A 20517-nucleotide genomic window follows, 5' to 3' on the forward strand; every position below is an offset into this window, starting at 1 on the left:
CCCGTCCCGGGAGGACGATCGGCGCGGCGACCGACGGCGGTGCGGCGTGGCCGGGCATCCGTCGCTCGGCCGCCTGGGTACCCTCCGCCGCATGGCGGTGGACGAAACGACCGAACCGCCGCGCCGGACGCCGACGCGGCAGCGGACCGACCGCACCCTCGGGCGGGCGCTGGCGCGGTGGGCGAGGACGACCGATCACAAGGTGATCGGCAACCTGTACATGACCACGGCGTTCGGCTTCTTCCTCCTCGGCGGCGTGCTGGCCATGCTGATGCGCACCGAACTCGCCCGCCCGGGCCTGCAGCTGTTCTCCGCCGAGCAGTACAACCAGCTCTTCACCGTGCACGGCACCGTCATGATGCTGCTGTTCGCGACCCCGCTGTTCGCCGGCTTCACCAACGCCGTCATGCCGCTGCAGATCGGCGCGCCGGACATGGCGTTCCCCCGGCTGAACGCGCTGTCCTACTGGATGTACCTGTTCGGCGGCCTGATGGTGGTGTCCGGGTTCCTCACCCCGGGAGGGGCGGCCTCCTTCGGATGGTTCGCCTACGCACCGCTGAACAGCGCCACGTTCAGCCCGGGGTCCGGCGGTGACCTGTGGACCATGGGCCTCGTGGTGAGCGGCGTGTCGACCACGCTCAGCGCGGTCAACTTCATCACCACCATCGTGTGTCTGCGTGCCCCCGGCATGACCATGTTCCGGATGCCGATCTTCACCTGGAACGTGCTGTTCACGTCGATCCTGGTGCTGCCCGCCTTCCCCGTGCTCACGGCGGCCCTGTTCGCGCTGGAGGCCGACCGGAAGCTCGGCGCGCACATCTTCGACCCCGCGAACGGCGGGGCGTTGCTGTGGCAGCACCTGTTCTGGTTCTTCGGGCATCCCGAGGTGTACATCGTCGCGCTGCCGTTCTTCGGCATCGTCTCCGAGATCATCCCGGTGTTCAGCCGCAAGCCGATCTTCGGCTACGTCACCCTGATCGGCGCCACCATCGCCATCACGATGCTCTCCGCGGTGGTGTGGGCCCACCACATGTTCGCCACCGGGGCCGTGCTCCTGCCGTTCTTCTCGGTGATGTCGTTCCTCATCGCGGTGCCCACGGGCGTGAAGTTCTTCAACTGGATCGGCACGATGATCCGCGGCTCGCTGTCCTTCGAGACACCCATGCTGTGGTCGGCCGGCTTCCTGGTGACGTTCCTGCTCGGCGGCATGAGCGGCGTCCTCATCGCCTCGCCGCCGCTGGACTTCCAGCTGACGGACTCGTACTTCATCGTCGCCCACCTGCACTACGTGCTGTTCGGCACGGTCGTATTCGCGATGTTCGCCGGCTTCTACTTCTGGTGGCCCAAGTTCACCGGCAAACTCCTCGACGAACGCCTGGGGAAGATCCACTTCTGGACGCTCTTCGTCGGCTTCCAGACCACGTTCCTCGTCCAGCACTGGCTCGGTGAGCGGGGCATGCCGCGCCGCTACGCCGACTACCTGGCCGCGGACGGCTTCACCCTGCTCAACACCGTCAGCTCCGTCGGCGCCTTCCTGCTGGGCCTGTCCACGCTGCCGTTCCTCTACAACGTCTGGCGCACCCACCAGTACGGCGCCCGGGTGGAGCACGACGACCCCTGGGGCTACGGCCGTTCCCTCGAATGGGCCACGTCCTGCCCGCCCCCGCGCCACAACTTCACGGCGCTGCCCCGGGTGCGCTCCGAGTCCCCGGCGTTCGACCTGCACCACCCCGCGATCACCCGACACGACCAGAGGCACGTGAGTTGAGGACCGAAGCCCGTCTGTTCACCGGTGTGGCCGTCTTCTTCGCCGCCACCGCCGTCCTCTACGGCTGGTGGTCGTCCGAGCCGGCCGGCACCGCCGCGCTGACCGTCGCGTTCCTGATGGCCTCGCTCGTCGCCTTCTTCTTCCGCGTGCAGCACCACAAGCGCGGGCCGCGCGCCCAGGACCTCGACGACGCCGAGGTCGCCGACTCCGCGGGCCCGCTGGACTTCTTCCCGCCGCACAGCCCCTGGCCGGTCACGATCGCGCTGGGCGCCGTCGTCCTCGCGCTCGGCATCGTCTTCGGCCTGTGGCTCGCCCTGATCGGCTTCGGCCTGCTCGCCCTCGCCGTCTGCGGGCTGGTGTTCCAGTACGCGGGCCGGGGCGTTCAGCGCTCCGCGTCGCCCGGGCCCGAGGGGGAGGGCTCCCGTTCCGGCTCCTCGACGTCCACCCGGTCGCCGTAGTACCACTCGCTGAGCGTCGCGCGCAGCCGCCCCACGTGCGGCGCCTCGGCGTCGGGCGCGGTCCGCGCGAGCGGCTCGGGTTCCTCGCTCGACCGCAGCACGTACCGCTTTTCGGCGTCGAGCGGCGCGTGGCTCTCGGTGTAACCGCCCGCGAGGGTCTGCCGCAGCTCGCCCGTCTCCTCGCCCTCGGCCAGCAGGACGCGCTCCGACTCCCGCATCGCCAGGCAGACCCGCTTGGTCACCATGAAGGCGGCCGGCGGCAGCACCACCAGGCAGACCCGGAACACCCACGTCAGCACGTTCAGGGACAGGTCGAACGTGTAGGCGATGATGTCGTTGCCGCCCGCGGTGAGCAGCACCGCGTAGAAGACGATCCCGGCGACCCCGAGACCGGTCCGCACCGGCCTGTCCCGGGGCCGGTCGCACAGATGGTGCTCCCGGCGGTCGCCCGTCACCCACTGTTCGGCGAACGGGTACGCGTACAGCACGGCGAAGAACAGGGTCGGCAGCAGCACGGCCGGGACCAGGACGTTCCACATCACGGTGTGACCGGCCACCGTGGTCTCGAAGGGCGGCATCAGGCGCAGCGAGCCCTCCAGGAAGCCGACGTACCAGTCCGGCTGCGAGCCCGTCGAGACGACGTCGGTGCGGTAGGGGCCGTACGCCCAGATGGGGTTGACCTGCGCCACCGCCGCGAGCACCGTCAGGACCCCGGACACCATGAGGAACAGGCCGGTCGAACTCGCCGCGAACTGCGGGAACATCGGCTTGCCGACCGCGTTGCGCTCCGTGCGGCCCCGGCCCGCCCACTGGGTGTGCTTGAGGTAGAAGACCAGGACGAGGTGGAGGGTGACGAGCGCCAGCAGCAGTCCCGGGACCAGCAGGATGTGCACCGAGTACAGACGCGGGATGAAGTCGTGGCCGGGATACTCGCCGCCGAACACGAACATGCTGACGTACGTCCCCACCACGGGGACGGAGAGCATGATGCCCTGCGCGATGCGCAGTCCCGTCCCGGACAGCAGGTCGTCGGGGAGGGAGTAGCCGGCGAAGCCCTCGGCGAGCGCGAGCACGAACAGCGTGACGCCGATCAGCCAGTTGACCTCACGCGGGCGGCGGAACGCGCCCGTGAGGAACACCCGCAGCAGATGCACTCCGATGGCCGACAGGAAGACCAGGGCCGCCCAGTGGTGAAGCTGCCGGATCAGCAGTCCGCCGCGGACGTCGAAACCGATGTCCAGGGTCGAGCGGTACGCCTCCGACATGCGCACCCCGGCCAGCGGCTCGTAGGAGCCGTCGTACACGACCTCCGTCATCGACGGATGGAAGAACAGGGTCAGCCAGACGCCGGTCAGCAGCAGGACCACGAAGCTGTAGAGGGCGATCTCACCCAGCAGGAACGACCAGTGCTCGGGGAAGGCCTTGCGCAGCAGGCCCCCGCCCTCGGACACGGGCAGGCGTCCGTCGGCCCAGTCGGCGGTGCGTTCGGCCGCGATGCGGGCCCGCGCGCCGGCGCGGGCCCTTCTCCTCTTCAACAGCACGGCGCATGGATTCCCCGGTGCCCGCGACGGAAACTAGCCGTGCGTCGCACCATCGTTACGCACAGTCACGCCCTGGTGTGCCGTGCGGGGACACGCCGACGGCCCGTGCACGGTCGGCGAGACCGTGCACGGGCCGTCGGGAGCGGTGTCCGCCCGGAAGCGGAACGGCTGACGGTCAGCGTCCGCCGCCCGGGCCGCCACCGCCGAACGAACCACTGGTGCCCTCGCCCCAGCGCGGCCGGTCCTGGCCGGACGCGGTGCGGCTGCCCTGGTGCCGGAGCTCGTGCGGCAGCGTCCGGTCGTCGGTTCGGGGCATCTCCTCGGGCTCCCGGTTCTCCCGGACCTCCCGGACCGGTCCGCCGTCCGGCATGCGGGGCTGCTCCTCGGGAAGGGGCGGCGGCGGCTCCTTGCGCTTCATGCGGCTTCCGAAGACGAAGGCGCCGATCAGTACCGCCACCACCACGACGGCCGCCACCACCAGCCAGACGCCGGCGGCACCGGAGCCGGCGGCCATGTCCATGCTTGTGCTAGTCATGGACCGCGTGTACCCCCGGCCGACCGGACGAACCAGCTCAGTCCGACCGGGCCGCTCGCGTCCGCGAACGGTTCGCCTTCCGGATCGCGGCGAGCAGTTCCGCCTTGGACATCCGCGACCGCCCCGCCACGTCCAGCCGCTTGGCGACGCCGTAGAGGTGTTCCTTCGACGCCTTCTCGTCCACCCCCTCGCCGCTGCGCCCGCCCTGCTGCCGGGGCCGTCCCGACTGCGGGTCCGAGGGGCCCTTGCGGCCACCCTCCTTGCGCTCCCAGTGGTCGCCGACCTTCTCGTACGTGTGCTTGAGCGCCCCGTACGCCACCCGGTGGGCGCGTTCACCCTCGCCGTACTCCTTCACGGCCGAGTCGTGGGCCTCGATCCACGTGCGCCGGGCGCCCTCGGGGGACCGCTCCAGGGTCGACGGCAGTTCCTGTCGTCCCGGCATGTCATGCACCTCCACGCATCGTCGGGTCTCGCCTGCGGTGCGTCGCCGGGTGCCCGGCGACGCACCGGCGAAAACGGGCCGGATCCCTTGGGAACACGGGCCTCGGCGGGTTTGGCGCCGACCGCGGCGGCAACCCGCGCGGTGTGACATCGACGACGACTTCCCAGCAGGAACTGTTCCGCTTCCTCGAGGACCGCTTTGCGTGTGCACAGGCGTGTACCGAGTGTGCTCGGGCCTGCGCGCTGCGGGCGAGTCTGGTGGACCCGGACGGGGGCGAGCACCAGGAACTCGTACGGCGCAAGGGCATCATGTGCGCGGAGGTGTGCGACGCGACGTGCCGGGTGCTGTCCGAGCAGAACCAGGTGGACGAGGCCGCGATCCGCGTCCAGCTGGAGTGGTGCATGCAGGTGTGCCTGGAGAGCGCGCACGCCTTCGACGGGCAGCCGGGCGCCGAGGACAGCGCCGAGGCGTGCCGCGCCTGCGCCCGGGCCTGCGGAGAGTTCCTCGCCACGCTGCGCTGAGACGGAACCGGCGCCGCGCGGGTGAGCGGCCCGGCCGTGCGTCGTCACGGCCTGGCGCGGCGTGCCTCGACGGGTACCGCCACCGGCCTTCCGCCCCTGGCCGCCCGGGATCACCTCGTGCTACCAAGAGCCATGACCCCACCGCGCACACCGCGCACCTACGACGCCGTCATCGTCGGCGGCGGCCACAACGGACTGGTCGCCGCCGCCTACCTGGCCCGGGCCGGGCGCTCCGTGCTGGTGCTGGAGCGCCTCGCGCACACCGGGGGCGCGGCCGTGTCCACGCGGCCGTTCGCCGGGGTCGACGCGCGGCTGTCCCGGTACTCGTACCTGGTCAGCCTGCTGCCGCGGAAGATCGTGCGGGACCTGGACCTCGACTTCCGGGTGCGCGGCCGCACCGTCTCCTCGTACACGCCGGTGCAGAGGGACGGGCGGCCCACCGGGCTGCTGGTCGGCGGGGGCGAACGGCGCACCCGGGAGTCCTTCGCAGCGCTCACCGGCTCGGAGCGGGAGTACGCGGCCTGGCAGCGGTTCTACGGCATGACCGGCGACGTCGCCCGGCGCGTCTTCCCGACCCTCACCGAGCCGCTGCCCACCCGGGACGAGCTGCGCCGCCGGATCGACGACGAGGACGCCTGGCGGGCCCTGTTCGAGGAGCCCATCGGCGTCGCCGTCGAGGAGTACTTCGACGACGACCTGGTGCGGGGCGTGGCCCTCACCGACGCGCTGATCGGCACCTTCGCCGACGCCCACGACCCCGACCTGAGCCAGAACCGCTGCTTCCTGTACCACGTGATCGGCGGCGGCACCGGCGCCTGGGACGTTCCGGTCGGCGGCATGGGCGCCCTCACCGACGCGCTGGCCGACGCGGCGCGCGCCGCGGGGGCGGTGCTCGCCACCGGGCACGAGGCGGTGCGCGTCGACACGGACGGGAGGGAGGCCGAGGTCACCTACCGGTCGGCCGACGGCGAGGAGGTGGCCGCCGCGCGCCACGTCCTGGTCAACGCCTCCCCGCGGGAGCTCGCGGCGCTGACCGGCCGGGCCGCGCCCCCGCCCGCCGAAGGTGCCCAGCTCAAGGTGAACATGCTGCTCAAGCGCCTGCCGGCGCTGCGCGACCCCGCGGTGGACCCGCGCGAGGCCTTCGCGGGAACCTTCCACATCGCGGAGGGCTACGAGCAGCTGGCCACCGCGTACGCCCGGGCCGCGGCCGGCGACCTGCCCGCCGCCCCACCCTCCGAGATCTACTGCCACTCGCTGACCGACCCCACGATCCTCGCCCCCGATCTCGCCGAGCAGGGCCTGCACACCCTGACCCTGTTCGGGCTGCACACCCCCGCCCGGCTCTTCGCCCGGGACAACGACGCCGTCCGCGAGGAACTGCTGAAGTCGACCCTCGCCCAGCTCGACGCCCACCTGGCCGAGCCCCTCGCGGACTGCCTGGCGACCGACGCCGACGGGCGGCCCTGCATCGAGGCCAGGTCGCCGCTGGACCTGGAGCGCGACCTCCGGCTGCCCGGCGGCCACATCTTCCACCGCGACCTGTCCTGGCCCCACGCGGCCGAGGGCACCGGCCGCTGGGGTGTGGAGACGGCGCAGGCGAACGTCCTGCTGTGCGGGGCGGGGGCGGTGCGCGGGGGAGGGGTCAGCGGGGTGCCGGGACACAACGCCGCGATGGCCGTGCTGGAGCGGACCGGAGGGTGACCGCGCATGCGCCGGGCCGGGCTGGGTACCGCGACATAACGGACATTCCGTACCGACGACCAGGTGACAAGGAGTCTGTCATGGCGGACCTCAGCCCCATCGACCTGCAGAAGGCCCTCAGCGGCATGGACTACCCGGCGGACAAGAAGGCGCTCGTCGACTGCGCCCGCAGGAACAACGCGGACGACAAGGTCGTGAGCCGCCTCGACGGCCTGAAGGAGAACAGCTTCGACGGGCCGAACGAGGTGCAGAAGGCCATGTTCCACGGGTGACGCGTCCGTCCCGGGCCGCCCCTAGTCGGCCGACGGCGTCCACCCCACCGCTTCGATCCGGGCCGCGTCCGCCGGGCGCGCGTCGTCGAACAGGACGCCGCCGGCCGCCTCCGCGCGCAGCCCGTCGACGTACGCCCCGCGGCCCACGTACAGCCGGTCGGTCGTGTACCGCCAGCGCAGGACGAGCCCGCGGGCGGCCGGGAGGTCCGCCGTCAGGCGGTGCCACACACGCCCCGACCAGCCCCCGACCGAGCCCGTCCCGTGGGTCCGCGGGCCCTCACCGCGGCGTGAGGTGGTGAAGGGGACCGGCTGCCAGGTGGTGCCGCCGTCCGTGGTGGCCTCCAGGGCGAGCACGTCCGCACCGGGCTCGGTGTCCCACCACAGCGAGCAGCGCAGCCGCGCGCCCCCGGCGGACGTGTCCAGCGCGGGCAGGGCGAGCGTCGCCGAGGCGGAGTTCGCCGTCCCCGAGAACCAGGCGGTGCGCCCGTGTGCCGGGCGGACGGGCACGGCACGGGCGAGGTTCGTGCCGGCCGCCACCCGGGGGGCCGACCCGGAGCGCCAGTTGCGCACCGGGTGCACGGAGTTGCCCAGGACGACCAGGAACGAGTCGGTCGTCGGGTCGAGCACCAGCGAGGTGCCGGTGAAGCCGGTGTGCCCGGCGGTGCGCGGGGTGGCCATGGCGCCCATGTACCAGTGCTGGTAGAGCTCGAAGCCGAGACCGTGCTCGTCGCCGGGGAAGGCCGTGTTGAAGTCGGTGAACATCAGCTGCACCGACTCGGGTCGCAGAATGCGCGCCCGCCCGTAGGAGCCGCCGTTGAGCAGCGCCCGGCCGAGCACCGCCAGGTCCCAGGCACAGGAGAACACCCCCGCGTGGCCGGCGACCCCGCCCAGGCTGAAGGCGTTCTCGTCGTGCACCTCTCCCCAGACCAGCCCGCGGTCGAGGCCGGACCAGGGCCGGCGGGCGTCCTCCGTGGCCGCGATCTTCGGCCGCCAGGAGGCGGGCGGGTTGTAGCGGGTGCGTTGCAGGCCCAGCGGGGCGGTGATCTCCTCGCGCAGCAGGACGTCCAGGGTGCGCCCCGTGATCCGCTCCAGCACCAGCTGGAGGGAGATCATGTTCAGGTCCGAGTAGAGGTACGCGGTGCCGGGCGGGCTCACCGGCGCCTCGTCGAGGATCAGCCGGACCTTCTCCTCGTGCGTCGGCGCGCTGTACAGCGGGATCCAGGCCCGGAACCCGGAGGTGTGGGTGAGGAGCTGGCGGACGGTCACCTCCTGCTTGCCCGCCCGTCCGAAGTCCGGCAGGTACGAGGCGACCGGCGCCTCCAGTTCCAGCGCCCCCCGCTCCATCTGCTGCACGGCGAGGAGCGAGGTGAACAGCTTGGAGATCGACGCGAGGTCGAACACCGTGTCCTCGGCCATCGGGATCTGCTGCCCGGCCGGGAACTCGACGCCGGTGTCGGTCTTCTCGTCGTACGCCCGGTAGCGCACCGCCATGCCGATCGGCTCGTGCAGGGCCACCGTGCCGCCGCGCCCGGCCAGCAGCACGGCGCCCGCGTACCACGGGTGCTTCGGGGAGGGGCCGAGGAACGCCTCGGCGTCGGTGACCAGTTGCCGCAGATGGCCGCGGAGCAGCCCGGCGTGTTCCGCCGAGCCGCGCCGGAGGGTGGGGCGCGGGGCCCGGTCCGCCACGGCCTCGGCGGGCCCGGCCGCGAACGGGGCGATCGCCAGCGCCCCGCCCAGTGCCAGTACGCCGGCGCCCAGTTGACGCCGTGTGAATCCGCTCGTGCCCTGACCGGCCATCGAAGAGCCTCCCGCCGCCGAAGCTGAAAGTATCTTTCCCGGATCACCGTGCGGAGTGAAACTTTCCTGTCAGGGGCGGGCCGTGTCAATGGGGCGAGCGGGACCCGCGGCCGCGGCCCGCCCGGTGTGCTGCCGGACGGGCCGTGGCGCGCTGCCGCTCAGCGTTCGCGCACCCGGACGATCCGCAGGGCGGGCGACGCCAGGACATCCCGCTCGCAGAAGCGGGACGTCACCCACTTCTCCGCGGAGAACAGCCGTGTCTGGTCCGCGTGGTGGGGCGAGGCCGGGTCGGAGGACTGGGAGTAGGTCAGCAGCGTACGGGCCACCGGGCACGGGCCGCCGTTCCAGCCGACGGCCTGGATGTAGCTGGAGCCGGTGGTCACGTCGGTGTAGTCGCCGCGCGCCGGGTCCCAGACGGGCTCGACCTTGTTCCAGACGCCCAGCGACTCCGTGCCGCCGCCGACCGGGATGCGCGCGCCGCCGCGGACGACGTACTGGTGCTCCCCGAGCGGCCCGTCGAGCGGGACGCCCGCGGCGCGCAGCTCGCCGACCGCGTCCGCGAGGGCGGTGGCGACGCCCTTCGCGCCGGTGTTCAGCGTGTTGGGGGTGCGGACGGGGTCGGCCGGCGAGAACGGCACCTGCCACAGTTCTCCCGCCGGCACGGTCCTGGTGAGCGCACGCCAGAACCGGTCGAAGAGCAGCGCGCCCCGGCTGCCGGTGTCCATGGTGCGGTCCCAGCCGGCGAGCACGTCACACGCCTCGCGCACGTCCACGGTCCGGCCGTCGCTGCCCGTCGCGGTGGATCCGGGCAGTGCGGCACAGGCCCGCGCGGCGTCGGCCGCGGTCAGGTCGCCGGCCGGCGCGCGGTCGGCGAACTGCTGCGCTTGCAGGTCGCGTACGGTCAGACCGCCCCGGTCCGTCATCGCCGCCACGTCCTCGATGGCACCGCGTGTGCGCATCGACCGCTGGGTGCCGACGGTGCCGAAGATCCGTTCGTAACCGGTCAGCGGCCGGTCCGCGTTGGCCAGCCAGGCGCTGTCGTTGGAGTTCTCCGCGTACGGCGCGTCCTTCAGCGTGGGCATGGCGGCCGGACCGAAGATCCCCGGCTGGACCGCGTCCCGGTCGCGCCCCGGCGCGCACTCCCCGCGCGAACCGTCCAGCACCGCCAGCCCCGAGGACGGGTAGGTCACCCTGCCGAGCGGCGTGGAGCAGCGTCCGGCCAGCTCGTCGGTGATGCGGGGGAGCACCTGGGACTGGGTGAACAGGGTGTGGCCGCGCGAGTCGGCGGCGACCGTGTTGACCCACGGCAGCCCCTGCGTGCGGCGCAGCGAGGCCAGGACGTCGTCCGTGCCGCGGGCCCGGCCGAAGCCGAGGGCGGTGTCGGAGCCGCGCAGGTTGGCGGCGTTCGGATCGTTCAGCGCGTACGCGCTCGCCGCCGTCCACGGCAGCGGCAGCGAGGCGCCGAGCGAGGTCACCACCGGTCCGTACCTGGTCCACCACTGCGTCCTCGTCACCGGTGCCCCGTTCCGCACGGCGACGGTGACGGACCGCTGCGTCATCCGCTCGCGCCTGCCGTCGACCAGATAGACCGTCGGGTCGGCCGGATCCAGCGTCAGCTGGTGCAGATTCAGGGTGACGCCCGTGGCGACGGTGTGGCTCCAGGCGACGTGCGCGTTGTGGCCGATGGACACGGTCGCCGAGCCGAGCAGCGAGCCGCCCGTGACGTTCAGCCGTCCGGGGATCGTCTGCTGGGACTGCCAGAAGCGGCGCCCGCCCTGCCAGGGGTAGTGCGGGTTGCCGAGCAGCAGCCCGCGGCCGTTCGCGGTGGTGCTGCCGCCGAAGGCGACCGCGTTGGAGCCCATGTCGGCGTCGCCGGCGGCGAAGAGCTCGCGGGCGGCGCGGGCGGTCGCCGCGGCATCGGGGGCCTGCGCGGTGCCCGCCCCGGCCGCCGGGGCGGGGGGCCGCGCGGCCGTGATGCCGTCCACCGCCCGGCCCTGTCCGCCGAGCACGGAGAGGGCGAAGCCGCGCGCGGCCACGTCCAGCGCGGTCACCGGCCGTACCCAGGCGGCGCCGCGGCACGCCGGGTCGGTGATCCGGTTCTGTGCCAGCCAGGCGTTGTAGCCCGCGGCGAAGCCCCGCATCAGTTCCTCGGCGTCCCGGCTCGGGCCCCGGGGCGCCGGCTCGGCGAGCAGCTTCTCCACGGTGCCCGCCCGGCGTACGCCGGAGAAGTACAGGTCGCTGGAGAGGTTCGTGGTGGCCGAGGACAGGGAGAGGTCGGGCGCGGCGTCCGGCCCGAAGTGGCGGGAGCGTTCGCCGCGCACGGTCACGAAGCCGTCGGCCAGGGTGCAGACCTGGTCGGCGGCCTGCGCCCAGCCGGTGCCGAAGCCGAGGTCCGCGTAGTCCTTCGCCACGATGTGCGGAATGCCGTACTCGGTGTACCGGATGGTGGCGGACAGTCCGCCGTGGGACGGCCGCTCTGGCCGGCCGCCGGAGCGGCCGTCCGCGGCGGCCGCGGGCAGGGTGGCCGCCGCGGTGAGCAGGGCCACGACCGTGACGACGAGTCGTCCCGGGCGGATGCGCATGGTGCCTCCCGACGTCTTTGGGGAAGGAGCGGCTGAGCGTACCAGTGGGTATGTGCACGTGTCAGTGGCATGACAGGACGGGAGTGAGGGGCGCGCGCACACGTCTTGACCCGCCCCCCGTACCGGCCGAGGATCATGGCATGACGCCCGGACACCGCAGCACGGTCGACGGGGTGCTGCGCCGCAGCGCCCGGCGCACCCCCGCACGCGTCGCGGTGGAGTACCGCGACCGCTCCTGGACCTACGAGGAGCTCGACACCGCGGTCTCCCGCGCGGCGGGCGTCCTGCGGGACCAGGGACTCGCGCCCGGCGACCGGGTCGGCGCCTACGGGCACAACTCGGACGCCTACCTGATCGCCTTCCTCGCCTGTGCCCGCGCGGGCCTGGTCCACGTCCCGGTCAACCAGAACCTCACCGGCGACGACCTCGCCTACCTCGTCCGCCAGTCCGGCGCCGCCCTCGTCCTCACCGACCCGGACCTCGCCGGCCGCCTCCCCGACGGCGTGCGCACCCTCGCCCTGCGCGACGCCGGCGACAGCCTGCTCGACCGGCTGGCGACGGCCCCCGGGTACGACGGGCCCGAACCGGACGGCGAGGACCTGGTGCAGCTCCTCTACACCTCGGGCACCACCGCCCTGCCCAAGGGCGCGATGATGACCCACCGGGCCCTGGTGCACGAGTACCTCAGCGCCATCACCGCCCTGGACCTCCGCGCCGGCGACCGCCCAGCACACGCGCTGCCCCTCTACCACTCGGCGCAGACGCACGTCTTCCTGCTGCCCTACCTCGCCGTCGGCGCGACCAGCGTCCTCCTGGACGCACCGGACGGCGACCGCCTGTTCGACCTGATCGAAGCCGGCCGCGTGGACAGCCTGTTCGCGCCGCCCACGGTCTGGATCGCCCTCGCGAACCGCGCCGACTTCGCCACCCGCGACCTCGACGGCCTGCGCAAGGCCTACTACGGCGCTTCGATCATGCCCGTACCCGTCCTGGAGCGGCTGCGCGAACGCCTCCCGCACCTCGCCTTCTACAACTGCTTCGGCCAGAGCGAGATCGGCCCCCTCGCCACCGTCCTCGGCCCCGACGAGCACGAGGGCCGCATGGACTCCTGCGGCCGGCCCGTGCTGTTCGTCGACGCGCGCGTGGTCGACGAGGACGGCAAGGACGTGCCCGACGGCACCGCCGGCGAGATCGTCTACCGCTCCCCGCAGCTGTGCGAGGGCTACTGGGACAAGCCCGAGGAGACCGAGGCGGCCTTCCGCGACGGCTGGTTCCACTCCGGCGACCTCGCGGTCCGGGACGCCGACGGCTACTACACGATCGTCGACCGGGTGAAGGACGTCATCAACTCCGGCGGCGTCCTGGTCGCCTCCCGCCAGGTCGAGGACGCCCTCTACACCCACGAGGGCGTCGCCGAGGCCGCCGTCGTCGGCCTGCCCGACGCACGCTGGATCGAGGCCGTCACGGCGGTCGTCGTCCGGCGCGGCGAGGTCACCGAGGACGAACTGATCGCCCACGCCCGCGAGAAGCTGCCCGCCTTCAAGGCCCCCAAGCGCGTCCTGTTCGTGGACGCACTGCCGCGCAACGCCAGCGGGAAGATCCTCAAGAGGGAACTGCGGGACCGGCTCTCCGGCGCCTGACACGGTCACGGCCGCCCGGTCACGGGGCCTGCGACTCCAGAACGGTCCGCCTCCACTGCTCCGGATCCCGATGGATCTCCAGCAGCAGCCGCGCGAAGGTGTCCCCGTCGTACAGCACGCCGCTGTACTCGAGCGGGATCCGCTTGCCGTCGATGACAGCGGTGGGCGTCCCCGGGCCTCCGGGTTCCGCCGCACCGCCGGCCCGCTCGTACGCCTTCTGCGAGGCGGTCACGAAGGAGCGGTACTTCATCGTCCGCACGGCCGCGTCGAAGGCGGGACCGCGCAGCCCCTCCACCCGGCCGGCCAGCTCCAGCAGGAAGGCGTCGGTGTAGCCGTCGACGCTCTCCTCCGGCTGGTTGGCGTAGAGCACCTCGTGGTACTCCACGAACTTCCCTTCCTCCAGCGCCGCCCGCAGGGCGTTGACCGCCTTCTTCGACCCGGTGCCGCCGACCCGGTCGTCCAGGAAGGACGCCAGCGTGTACTCGGTCCCGACCTGGCGCGCGAGCATCGCCTCCCGCAGCTCAGGGGCGCCCCCGGTGGTCTCGAACTCCTCGCACACCGGGCAGCGCGGGTCCTCGTACAGCCGCACCCGGGTCGTCGCGTCCGGATCACCCACCAGGATGGTGACACCGTCCTCGGCGAGCCGCTCCGGCAACTCCTGAGCCGCCGCGAAGTCGGGCCGTGCCTCCGCCCCGGTCCGGCCGCACCCCGACAGCACCAGCACCGCGGCCGCGCACAGCACGACCCACCGCCCCCCACGCACCATGCGTCATCCCCTCCCCGGAGAACAGGCAGACCATAGATCATCCGCCGGTCGCACGCACCGTCGTTCACCTCCCCGTCACGGAGCCGCGGCAACTCCGTTGCGGCGAGGTGCCGCGCCGGTCATGATCGGCCCCATGCCGACCCTCAGCGCGCCCGACGGGACCGAACTCGCCTACCACGCCCGGGGCGACGGCGACCCGCTCGTCGTCCTGCCGGGCGGACCCATGCGCGCCTCCGCCTACCTCGGCGACCTCGGCGGCCTCACGGCACACCGGCGGCTGATCCTCCTCGACCTGCGCGGCACCGGCGACTCCGCCGCGCCCGCGGACCCGGCGACGTACCGCTGCGACCGGCTCGTGGACGATGTCGAGGCCCTCCGTGTCCACCTCGGCCTGGAGCGCATGGACGTCCTCGCGCACTCGGCGGGCGGCAGCCTCGCCCTGCTGTACGCCGCCCGCCACCCCGCACGCGTCCGGCGGCTCGTCCTGGTCACCGCGACACCGTGGGCACTGGGCATGCCGGCCACGGCCGAGGACCGCATCGAGGCGGCACTGCTGCGCAAGGACGAACCCTGGTTCGAGGAGGCCTACGGGCCCTTCCGGATCTGGCTGGCGGGGTCCGGCGACTTCGACCCCGCCTTCCTCCCCTTCTTCTACGGCCGCTGGGACGACGCCGCCCGGGACCACGCCCTCCGCGGCGACGAGGAGACCAACGAGGAGGCCGCCGACGTCCACCTGTCCCCGGACGCCTTCGACCCGCCCGCCACCCGTGCGGCCCTCGCCCGCTGCGCCGCCCGGGTGCTCGTCCTCGCCGGCGAACTCGACGGCGGCCCCCGACCGGAACTCGCCCGTCGCTGCGCCGCGGTCTTCCCGCACGCCGAGACCGCGGTCCAGCCGGGCGCCGCGCACTACCCGTGGCTGGACGACCCGCAGTGGTTCGTCCGCCGGGTCGCCGCCTTCCTCGGCCACGGCTGAGGCGGGGGAGGCCGGGGAGCCCGGCGGGACGCCCGGGGACCCTGGCGGCGATCTTCCGGGGGGCACTTTCCGCATGGCCTGTCGGGGGTACGGCCCGATCGCTAGGCTGACCCGCGGACGACGAAACCGGGAGGAGCACGGACGTGGCCGAGAGCACCACCCACCAGCGCCCGCTCAGGGGCTGGGACAAGCCGGAGCTGGACCTCAGCAAGGCGCAGTGGCAGTCCAGCAGCCGAGGACTGGGGGATGTCCAGATCGCCTTCGTCGAGGGGTTCATCGCCATGCGCAACAGCGGCAGCCCGGAGAGCCCCTCCCTGATCTTCACCCCCGCGGAGTGGGGCGCGTTCGTGTCAGGGGCGCGGGAGGGGGAGTTCGACCTCACGTGAACCCCCGGCGCGCGGTGCGCCGAGGCCGGGGACCGTCCGGCCGATCCGGGGGTGTTCCACCCGATTTTCCGGACACGCGACCAGGAGCGCCCTCTCGGGGCCGACGCCTGAGCGAGGCTGGCGCCACGAGGGGGAAGGTCGCCCTCCGGAGGTGAGGAACCCATGACCACCCTGCCGGTCATCGCGGCGGTCGACGGTTCGCAGGACAGTCTGCGCGCACTGGACTGGGCCGTCGACGCCGCCCGCGGGCGCGGGGCGCCCCTGCGCGTGGTGCACGTGCGGCAGTACGCCGCCTGGGCACAGGGCGACGTACTGGTCACCGGCCCGCCCGAAACCGGCGAGGACTCGGTGATCGAGGAGGCCCGCGCCCGCCTGCGCGACCTGCCCGACGTGCCCGAGACGGAGTACCTCGGCATGGAGGGCGTACCGGGCGCGCTGCTGCCGGGGCTGGGCGCCGACGCCCAGCTCCTGGTGCTCGGCTCCCGCGGCCGGGGCGGATTCGCCAGCCTGCTGCTCGGCTCCAACGGCCTGGCCGCCGCCCGCGACGCCGAGTGCCCCGTCGTCGTCGTGCCCCGCCCCGGCCGCGAGGTGCACGGCGAGCCGCCGTCCGGGCCCGGCCCGCGGGTGGTGGTCGGCCTGCACGTGGACAGCCCCGACGACGCGGTGCTGTCCTTCGCCTTCGCCGAGGCCGCGCGGCGCGGCGCCCGACTCCAGGTCGTGGCCGCCTACCCGTGGCCGGTGCAGACCTGGGCCGCCGCGGGCCAGATGATGCCCCTGGTGATCGACGAGGTCTCCGTCGAGAGCGAGACCCGCGTCCTGGCCGACGGCCTCCTCGCACCCGGCCGCGGACGCCACCCCGACGTCCGCGCCGAGACGTACGCCGTGGCCGGGGACGCGGCAGGGCACCTCGTCGCCGCCTCCCGGGACGCCGAACTGGTCGTCGTCGGCCGCCACCGCCGGCGCCTGCTCGCCCCCGCCCGCATGATGGGCTCGGTCACCCACGCCGTCCTGCTGCACGCCGCGTCCCCCGTCGCGGTCGTGCCGCCCGCCCCGCCGGCGGAGTGACCCCGGCTGCCCCGCGGCCCGGACGCCCGCCCGCCCTCCGTTCAGGAGTCCGGCCACGTACCATGGCGGCATGTCGTTCCTCCGCCGCCGCAGCGCCACGCCCGCCGGGCCCGACTTCGACGTACTGGCCATGGACCCCGGCGACTGGCCCGGGAACCTCGGCGCCGGACTCCTCCCCGCGCCCGACGGCAGCTGCCAGGGCGTCTTCCTGCGCTACGACCTGTTCGGCGGGCGCGGACCCGCGATGATCATCGGCAATCTGCCGGAGGGCTCCCCGGCCCGCGAGGTCCCCGAGGGCGAGATCCCCTTCGAGGTGGCCCAGCTGCTGCTGGCCCTGGAGAACGACGAGGAGATCACCGTCGTCGGCACCGAGGACGTGCCGGTCATGCAGGGCGACAACCTGCTGATCGTGCGCCGCCTCAAGCTCTCCGAGAGCCGGATCTCCTGCGTGCAGTTCGACCGCAGCGACAACGTCCTGGTGACCATCGCCGCCTGGGACCGCCCCATCACCGACGACCTGTACGCCCTGCTGAAGCCGCTCCCGGCGGAGCTGTTCCAGCAGGGCTGACCCGGCCGCTACCGCGCGGTCGTGAGCGTGACGTCCGCGGCACGCACGTACGCGACCCGGTGGCCGTACTGGATCTCGTAGTACAGGTCCTGGCCGGCCACCACCTGGTGGGACGCCTCGTCGAAGGTGACGGCGTAGTAGTACTCGCCCGGCACCTTGTCACCCACCACGTACGCCTGACCCTTCGGCAGCGTGTACCGCAGCGGCGAGACGGCCTGGACGGGGACGTCCGCGGGATAGGCGGCCTTCTCCGGGTACGCGCGCCCGTACACCGGGACGCTCTCCAGACCGGCGCGCGGGGTGATCAGCCGGCCCGAGGCCGGCACCGCCGCCGGGTGCTTCCTGGGATTGGGGAACCAGGCCTTCTGGCCCAGGTACCAGATGGCGGTCCAGTCGCCCCACCGGTCGGCCACCGCGAACTGCTGGCCGGTGGAGACCCGCGAGGACAGGTCGTTCACCCCGGTCGTCGGCGTGGTGCCGAGACCCACGTCCTTGATCAGGGGCGCGTTCAGGTCGTGGTCGGAGTACAGCCGCACCTCGCTCGAACCGTGCGCCGCGCACGGCACGCCCGCGGTCTCGCAGCCGGTGTACTCCGGACGGTTCGCCTCGTAGTCGGGCCGGATCGTCACCAGCCGCGCCTTCTTGCCGGCGGTCGGCTCGACCGGGCGGCCCAGCAGCTGGAAGTAGTGCCGCCAGTCCCAGTACGGGCCCGGGTCGGTGTGCATCCCGGGGACGGTCGAGGTGGTCGGGCCGGGCACGTTGTCGTGGCCCAGGATGTGCTGCCGGTCCAGCGGGATGTCGTACTTCCCGGCCAGGTACTTCACCAGCCGCGCCGACGACCGGTACATCGCCTCCGTGTACCAGGCGTCCGGGTCCGCGAGGAAGCCCTCGTGCTCCAGGCCGACCGAATTGGCGTTCACGTACCAGTTGCCCGCGTGCCAGGCCACGTCCTTGGCCTTCACGTGCTGCGCGATGTGCCCGTCCGTCGAGCGCAGCGTGTAGTTCCAGGACACGTAGGTCGGGTCCTGGACCATGTTCAGAACCCCGTTCCAGGCGCCCTCCGTGTCGTGCACGACGATGTACCGGATGCGCTGGGAGGCGGGACGGTTCCCCAGGTCGTGGTTGCCGTAGTCGCCGTCCCCGAACTCCTCGTACGGCGCCGGGATCCACTCGCAGGACACCGACGCCGGGCACTCGGTGCCGGCGGCGGAGGCGGCGCGCAGGCCGGTGTGCGCGAGCTGCGCCGTGTCGGGTGCCAGACCGGGGCGGGCGGTCAGCGCGACCTGCTGCCCGGTGTCCGTGGTCCGCCGCTCACCGGCGCGGATCACCCCGTACACGTCGTCGGCGTACGCCGCGGCCGTCGCGGAGTCGTCGGCGCCCGAGAAGCGGGCCACCGCCCCGTACCAGTCCGCGGGATCGTCGCTGAGCGGCTCGCCCAGCTCACGCTGGGCGGCGGCCAGCAGCGCGGCGCCGCCCGACACGTTCGCGGCCGGGTCGGTGCGCAGCGCGTCCGGGCTCAGCCCGGTCAGCTCGGCCGCCCTCGGCAGGGTGGTCAGCCGGGCCGGCAGCTCGGTGGCCGCCGGAACGCCCGCCTCCCGCGGCCGCAGCGGCGCGCGGGCGTCGTCGCCGCGCGGGTCCTCGCCGTCCGCACCGTGGTGCGAGGCCCCGGCCACGGCGGTGCGGGCGTCGGTGAGGTGCATGGGCCCGTAGCCGCCGGTCACGCTCGGGGCGCCGCCGTGCGTGTCCCATCGGGACTGGAGGTAGGAGACGCCGAGCAGGACGGACTGCGGCACGTGGTACTCGGCCGCGGCGGCGGCGAACGCCCGCTGGAGACGGTCCGGGGCGGGCGGTGCGGCAGGACCGGCCGCGGACGGGGCCGCCCCGAGCAGCGGCAGCAGCAGCGCCGCGGCGGCCAGGGCACCCGCCGTCGTGCGGACGCGTCTGCCGCCGGGGGTGGGCTCGGGAGCGGTGGCGGATCCTCGCAAAGCGGCCTCCTGTGACGGTCGGGCGGGACGGGACGTGCGGGGCCGGGCGTGGGTCAGTCGTACCCGGCGGTCCGACGATCCGTCAATCATGCCGACGCTGCGGCGATTTCCCACGTCAACAGGGCTTCGGCGAGTTTCGTGGCGGCGGTGCACGGGCCTGCGTGGCGTCAATGGCGTACACCAATGGCCCTCCGCGAAGGGCCCGGACACACGAAAGCCGCGGTGCGCCCCGCCCGGGCCGCACCGCGGATCACCTTCTCCGTCAGCGTGTGCCGACCGCCGCGCGCACGGCCCGCCGGGCCAGCTGGCAGTCGTCGTGCAGCCGCCGCAGCAGCAGCCGCTGCTCCTCCCCGACGGTCACGGCGGTCCCGGGAGCCGCCGTCGGGGACGCCGGAGGCGCGTCGTGCATCGACCGCTGGACGGCCGTCTCGTACGTACGGATCTCCCGGGTCAGCACGAGCATCAGGTTCACCAGGAACGCGTCGCGCGTCGCGGGCCCCTGCGCCTGGGCGATCTGGCTGATCTGACGGCGGGCCACCGGGGCGTCGCCGAGCACCGCCCACAGGGTCGCCAGGTCGTAGCCCGGCAGGTACCAGCCCGCGTGCTCCCAGTCCACCAGCACCGGACCGGACGGTGACATCAGGATGTTGGACAGCAGCGCGTCACCGTGGCAGAACTGGCCCATGCCGTGGCGGCCGGCCGTGTGGGCGATGCCGCGCAGCAGCTTCTGCAGGTCGCCCAGGTCCCGGTCGGTGAGCAGTCCGAGGTCGTGGTACCGGGAGATCCGTGCCGCGTAGTCCAGCGGGGCGTCGAAGGTCCCGGCCGGCGGCCGCCAGGCGTTCAGCCGGCAGATCGCGCCGAGCACCGCCCTGATGTCCGCCCGCGGTGGTGCCTCCAGCGGATGCCGCTGCAGGGCCGCGGGCCGTCCCGGCATCCGCTCGATCACCAGCGTGCCGTTGTCCGGGTCCGCCGCGATCAGCCTCGGCACCCGCACCGGCGGGCGGAGCCGGACGAACGAGCGGTATGCCGCTATCTCGTGCTGGATCCGCTCCGCCCAGACGGGGGAGAGGTCCAGTAAACACTTGGCGACCGCCGTGCTGCGCCCGGTCGTGCCGACCAGGAGGACGGACCGCCCGCTGCGGCGCAGCACCTGTACCGGAGCGAACTCCGGGCAGATGCGGTGCACGGAGGCGATCGCCGTGCGCAGCTGGGCGCCCTGGGCGCCGGACAGGTCGATTCTTCCGCTGAGCGGCTGGGTGCCGGCTCCCGCGCCGCGCCGCACCCTGCCCGCCCCGAGCACCGGGGCCGCCGGACGCGCGGGGGCGAGGTAGGGGCCGCCGCCCGCCGCCTGGCGGGGGTGGAGCGATCGCTGCGGGGCGGACACGGAGGACGATGCTGCGTACATGGGCGAGACAGATCCCTTCGTGTGCCTGCTGTGCCTGCCTGGAGGCGGTGCCCGCCGGAACGGGCGCCCCCTCCGAAAAGCCTTCGCGCTACCCGCCCGGCCGCCGGGGGCC

At 73.4% G+C, this 20517-nt stretch carries 18 protein-coding genes; 10 read left to right on the forward strand and 8 right to left on the reverse strand.

Features of this window, described 5'->3' with window-relative positions:
* Nucleotides 1-91: 91 nt before the first annotated feature.
* Nucleotides 92-1768 (forward strand): cytochrome c oxidase subunit I, encoded by a 1677-nt coding sequence (gene ctaD, locus ACFWJB_RS19085; RefSeq protein WP_386923505.1) that lies wholly within the window; start codon nt 92-94, stop codon nt 1766-1768.
* On the forward strand, nt 1765-2226 hold the full coding sequence (locus tag ACFWJB_RS19090) for a cytochrome c oxidase subunit 4 (RefSeq protein WP_386923507.1): 462 nt from the start codon (nt 1765-1767) through the stop codon (nt 2224-2226). The genes ctaD and ACFWJB_RS19090 overlap by 4 nt, the downstream gene beginning before the upstream one ends.
* Here ACFWJB_RS19090 and ACFWJB_RS19095 read toward each other — a convergent pair.
* The 3 genes from ACFWJB_RS19095 to ACFWJB_RS19105 all read right to left on the reverse strand — a co-directional run bounded on the left by ACFWJB_RS19095 (nt 2151) and on the right by ACFWJB_RS19105 (nt 4744).
* Complete coding sequence (locus ACFWJB_RS19095) at nt 2151-3767, reverse strand: cytochrome bc complex cytochrome b subunit (RefSeq protein WP_386923509.1); 1617 nt, start codon at nt 3765-3767, stop codon at nt 2151-2153. The genes ACFWJB_RS19090 and ACFWJB_RS19095 overlap by 76 nt on opposite strands.
* A gap of 175 nt (nt 3768-3942) precedes the next feature.
* Nucleotides 3943-4302, reverse strand: a complete 360-nt coding sequence (locus ACFWJB_RS19100; RefSeq protein ID WP_385472846.1) for a DUF6479 family protein — start codon at nt 4300-4302, stop codon at nt 3943-3945.
* Between the two features lie 37 nt (nt 4303-4339).
* Nucleotides 4340-4744 carry a ChaB family protein gene (locus ACFWJB_RS19105; protein ID WP_385472843.1) on the reverse strand — a complete coding sequence of 135 codons (405 nt, stop codon included), beginning with the start codon at nt 4742-4744 and terminating at the stop codon, nt 4340-4342.
* A gap of 143 nt (nt 4745-4887) precedes the next feature.
* Between ACFWJB_RS19105 and ACFWJB_RS19110 the strand changes: the two genes are divergently transcribed.
* The 3 genes from ACFWJB_RS19110 to ACFWJB_RS19120 all read left to right on the forward strand — a co-directional run bounded on the left by ACFWJB_RS19110 (nt 4888) and on the right by ACFWJB_RS19120 (nt 7238).
* The gene (locus ACFWJB_RS19110) at nt 4888-5265 is read left to right on the forward strand and encodes a four-helix bundle copper-binding protein (protein WP_385472840.1); all 378 of its coding nucleotides are present in this window, start codon (nt 4888-4890) and stop codon (nt 5263-5265) included.
* Between the two features lie 132 nt (nt 5266-5397).
* Nucleotides 5398-6966, forward strand: a complete 1569-nt coding sequence (locus tag ACFWJB_RS19115; RefSeq protein WP_386923512.1) for a phytoene desaturase family protein — start codon at nt 5398-5400, stop codon at nt 6964-6966.
* Nucleotides 6967-7046: 80 nt separating this feature from the next.
* Nucleotides 7047-7238 carry a DUF2795 domain-containing protein gene (locus ACFWJB_RS19120; protein WP_385472835.1) on the forward strand — a complete coding sequence of 64 codons (192 nt, stop codon included), beginning with the start codon at nt 7047-7049 and terminating at the stop codon, nt 7236-7238.
* Nucleotides 7239-7259: 21 nt separating this feature from the next.
* Here the strand turns inward: ACFWJB_RS19120 and ACFWJB_RS19125 are convergent, their stop codons facing one another.
* Together ACFWJB_RS19125 and ACFWJB_RS19130 are read right to left on the reverse strand one after the other, a co-directional pair.
* The gene (locus ACFWJB_RS19125; RefSeq protein WP_386923515.1) at nt 7260-9035 is read right to left on the reverse strand and encodes a serine hydrolase; all 1776 of its coding nucleotides are present in this window, start codon (nt 9033-9035) and stop codon (nt 7260-7262) included.
* 158 nt (nt 9036-9193) lie between these two features.
* Nucleotides 9194-11617, reverse strand: a complete 2424-nt coding sequence (locus ACFWJB_RS19130; protein WP_386923517.1) for a penicillin acylase family protein — start codon at nt 11615-11617, stop codon at nt 9194-9196.
* 140 nt (nt 11618-11757) lie between these two features.
* Between ACFWJB_RS19130 and ACFWJB_RS19135 the strand changes: the two genes are divergently transcribed.
* Nucleotides 11758-13257, forward strand: coding sequence for an acyl-CoA synthetase (locus ACFWJB_RS19135; RefSeq protein ID WP_386923519.1), 1500 nt, complete (start codon nt 11758-11760; stop codon nt 13255-13257).
* A gap of 19 nt (nt 13258-13276) precedes the next feature.
* Here ACFWJB_RS19135 and ACFWJB_RS19140 read toward each other — a convergent pair whose 3' ends face one another.
* Nucleotides 13277-14023, reverse strand: a complete 747-nt coding sequence (locus ACFWJB_RS19140; RefSeq protein WP_386923521.1) for a DsbA family protein — start codon at nt 14021-14023, stop codon at nt 13277-13279.
* 133 nt (nt 14024-14156) lie between these two features.
* On the opposite strand from ACFWJB_RS19140, the gene ACFWJB_RS19145 reads away from it, so the two are divergent.
* From ACFWJB_RS19145 to ACFWJB_RS19160, 4 genes are all read left to right on the forward strand, one after another.
* The gene (locus tag ACFWJB_RS19145; protein ID WP_386923523.1) at nt 14157-14996 is read left to right on the forward strand and encodes an alpha/beta fold hydrolase; all 840 of its coding nucleotides are present in this window, start codon (nt 14157-14159) and stop codon (nt 14994-14996) included.
* 143 nt (nt 14997-15139) lie between these two features.
* On the forward strand, nt 15140-15382 hold the full coding sequence (locus tag ACFWJB_RS19150; RefSeq protein WP_385470510.1) for a DUF397 domain-containing protein: 243 nt from the start codon (nt 15140-15142) through the stop codon (nt 15380-15382).
* A gap of 162 nt (nt 15383-15544) precedes the next feature.
* Entirely contained in the window at nt 15545-16447 is a 903-nt protein-coding gene (locus tag ACFWJB_RS19155) for a universal stress protein (protein ID WP_385470508.1), read from the forward strand.
* A gap of 70 nt (nt 16448-16517) precedes the next feature.
* Nucleotides 16518-17015: a hypothetical protein gene (locus ACFWJB_RS19160; RefSeq protein WP_189233422.1), complete on the forward strand. Its 498-nt coding sequence runs from the start codon at nt 16518-16520 to the stop codon at nt 17013-17015.
* A gap of 8 nt (nt 17016-17023) precedes the next feature.
* Here the strand turns inward: ACFWJB_RS19160 and ACFWJB_RS19165 are convergent, their stop codons facing one another.
* Together ACFWJB_RS19165 and ACFWJB_RS19170 are read right to left on the reverse strand one after the other, a co-directional pair.
* Complete coding sequence (locus tag ACFWJB_RS19165; protein WP_386923525.1) at nt 17024-19000, reverse strand: N-acetylmuramoyl-L-alanine amidase; 1977 nt, start codon at nt 18998-19000, stop codon at nt 17024-17026.
* Between the two features lie 262 nt (nt 19001-19262).
* Entirely contained in the window at nt 19263-20405 is a 1143-nt protein-coding gene (locus ACFWJB_RS19170; RefSeq protein WP_386923527.1) for an aminoglycoside phosphotransferase family protein, read from the reverse strand.
* Between the last annotated feature and the right edge of the window lie 112 nt (nt 20406-20517).

Origin of the sequence: Streptomyces sp. NPDC127100 (genome assembly GCF_042724095.1) — a bacterium.
Classification (GTDB): Bacteria; Actinomycetota; Actinomycetes; order Streptomycetales; family Streptomycetaceae; genus Streptomyces.

Coding starts and splice junctions, on each gene's coding strand:
- ctaD (WP_386923505.1), top strand. CDS start 92: ATGGCGGTGGACGAAACGACCGAACCGCCGCGCCGGACGCCGACGCGG.
- ACFWJB_RS19100 (WP_385472846.1), bottom strand. CDS start 4,302: ATGACTAGCACAAGCATGGACATGGCCGCCGGCTCCGGTGCCGCCGGC.
- ACFWJB_RS19105 (WP_385472843.1), bottom strand. CDS start 4,744: ATGCCGGGACGACAGGAACTGCCGTCGACCCTGGAGCGGTCCCCCGAG.
- ACFWJB_RS19115 (WP_386923512.1), top strand. CDS start 5,398: ATGACCCCACCGCGCACACCGCGCACCTACGACGCCGTCATCGTCGGC.
- ACFWJB_RS19120 (WP_385472835.1), top strand. CDS start 7,047: ATGGCGGACCTCAGCCCCATCGACCTGCAGAAGGCCCTCAGCGGCATG.
- ACFWJB_RS19125 (WP_386923515.1), bottom strand. CDS start 9,035: ATGGCCGGTCAGGGCACGAGCGGATTCACACGGCGTCAACTGGGCGCC.
- ACFWJB_RS19130 (WP_386923517.1), bottom strand. CDS start 11,617: ATGCGCATCCGCCCGGGACGACTCGTCGTCACGGTCGTGGCCCTGCTC.
- ACFWJB_RS19135 (WP_386923519.1), top strand. CDS start 11,758: ATGACGCCCGGACACCGCAGCACGGTCGACGGGGTGCTGCGCCGCAGC.
- ACFWJB_RS19140 (WP_386923521.1), bottom strand. CDS start 14,023: ATGGTGCGTGGGGGGCGGTGGGTCGTGCTGTGCGCGGCCGCGGTGCTG.
- ACFWJB_RS19145 (WP_386923523.1), top strand. CDS start 14,157: ATGCCGACCCTCAGCGCGCCCGACGGGACCGAACTCGCCTACCACGCC.
- ACFWJB_RS19155 (WP_385470508.1), top strand. CDS start 15,545: ATGACCACCCTGCCGGTCATCGCGGCGGTCGACGGTTCGCAGGACAGT.
- ACFWJB_RS19160 (WP_189233422.1), top strand. CDS start 16,518: ATGTCGTTCCTCCGCCGCCGCAGCGCCACGCCCGCCGGGCCCGACTTC.
- ACFWJB_RS19170 (WP_386923527.1), bottom strand. CDS start 20,405: ATGTACGCAGCATCGTCCTCCGTGTCCGCCCCGCAGCGATCGCTCCAC.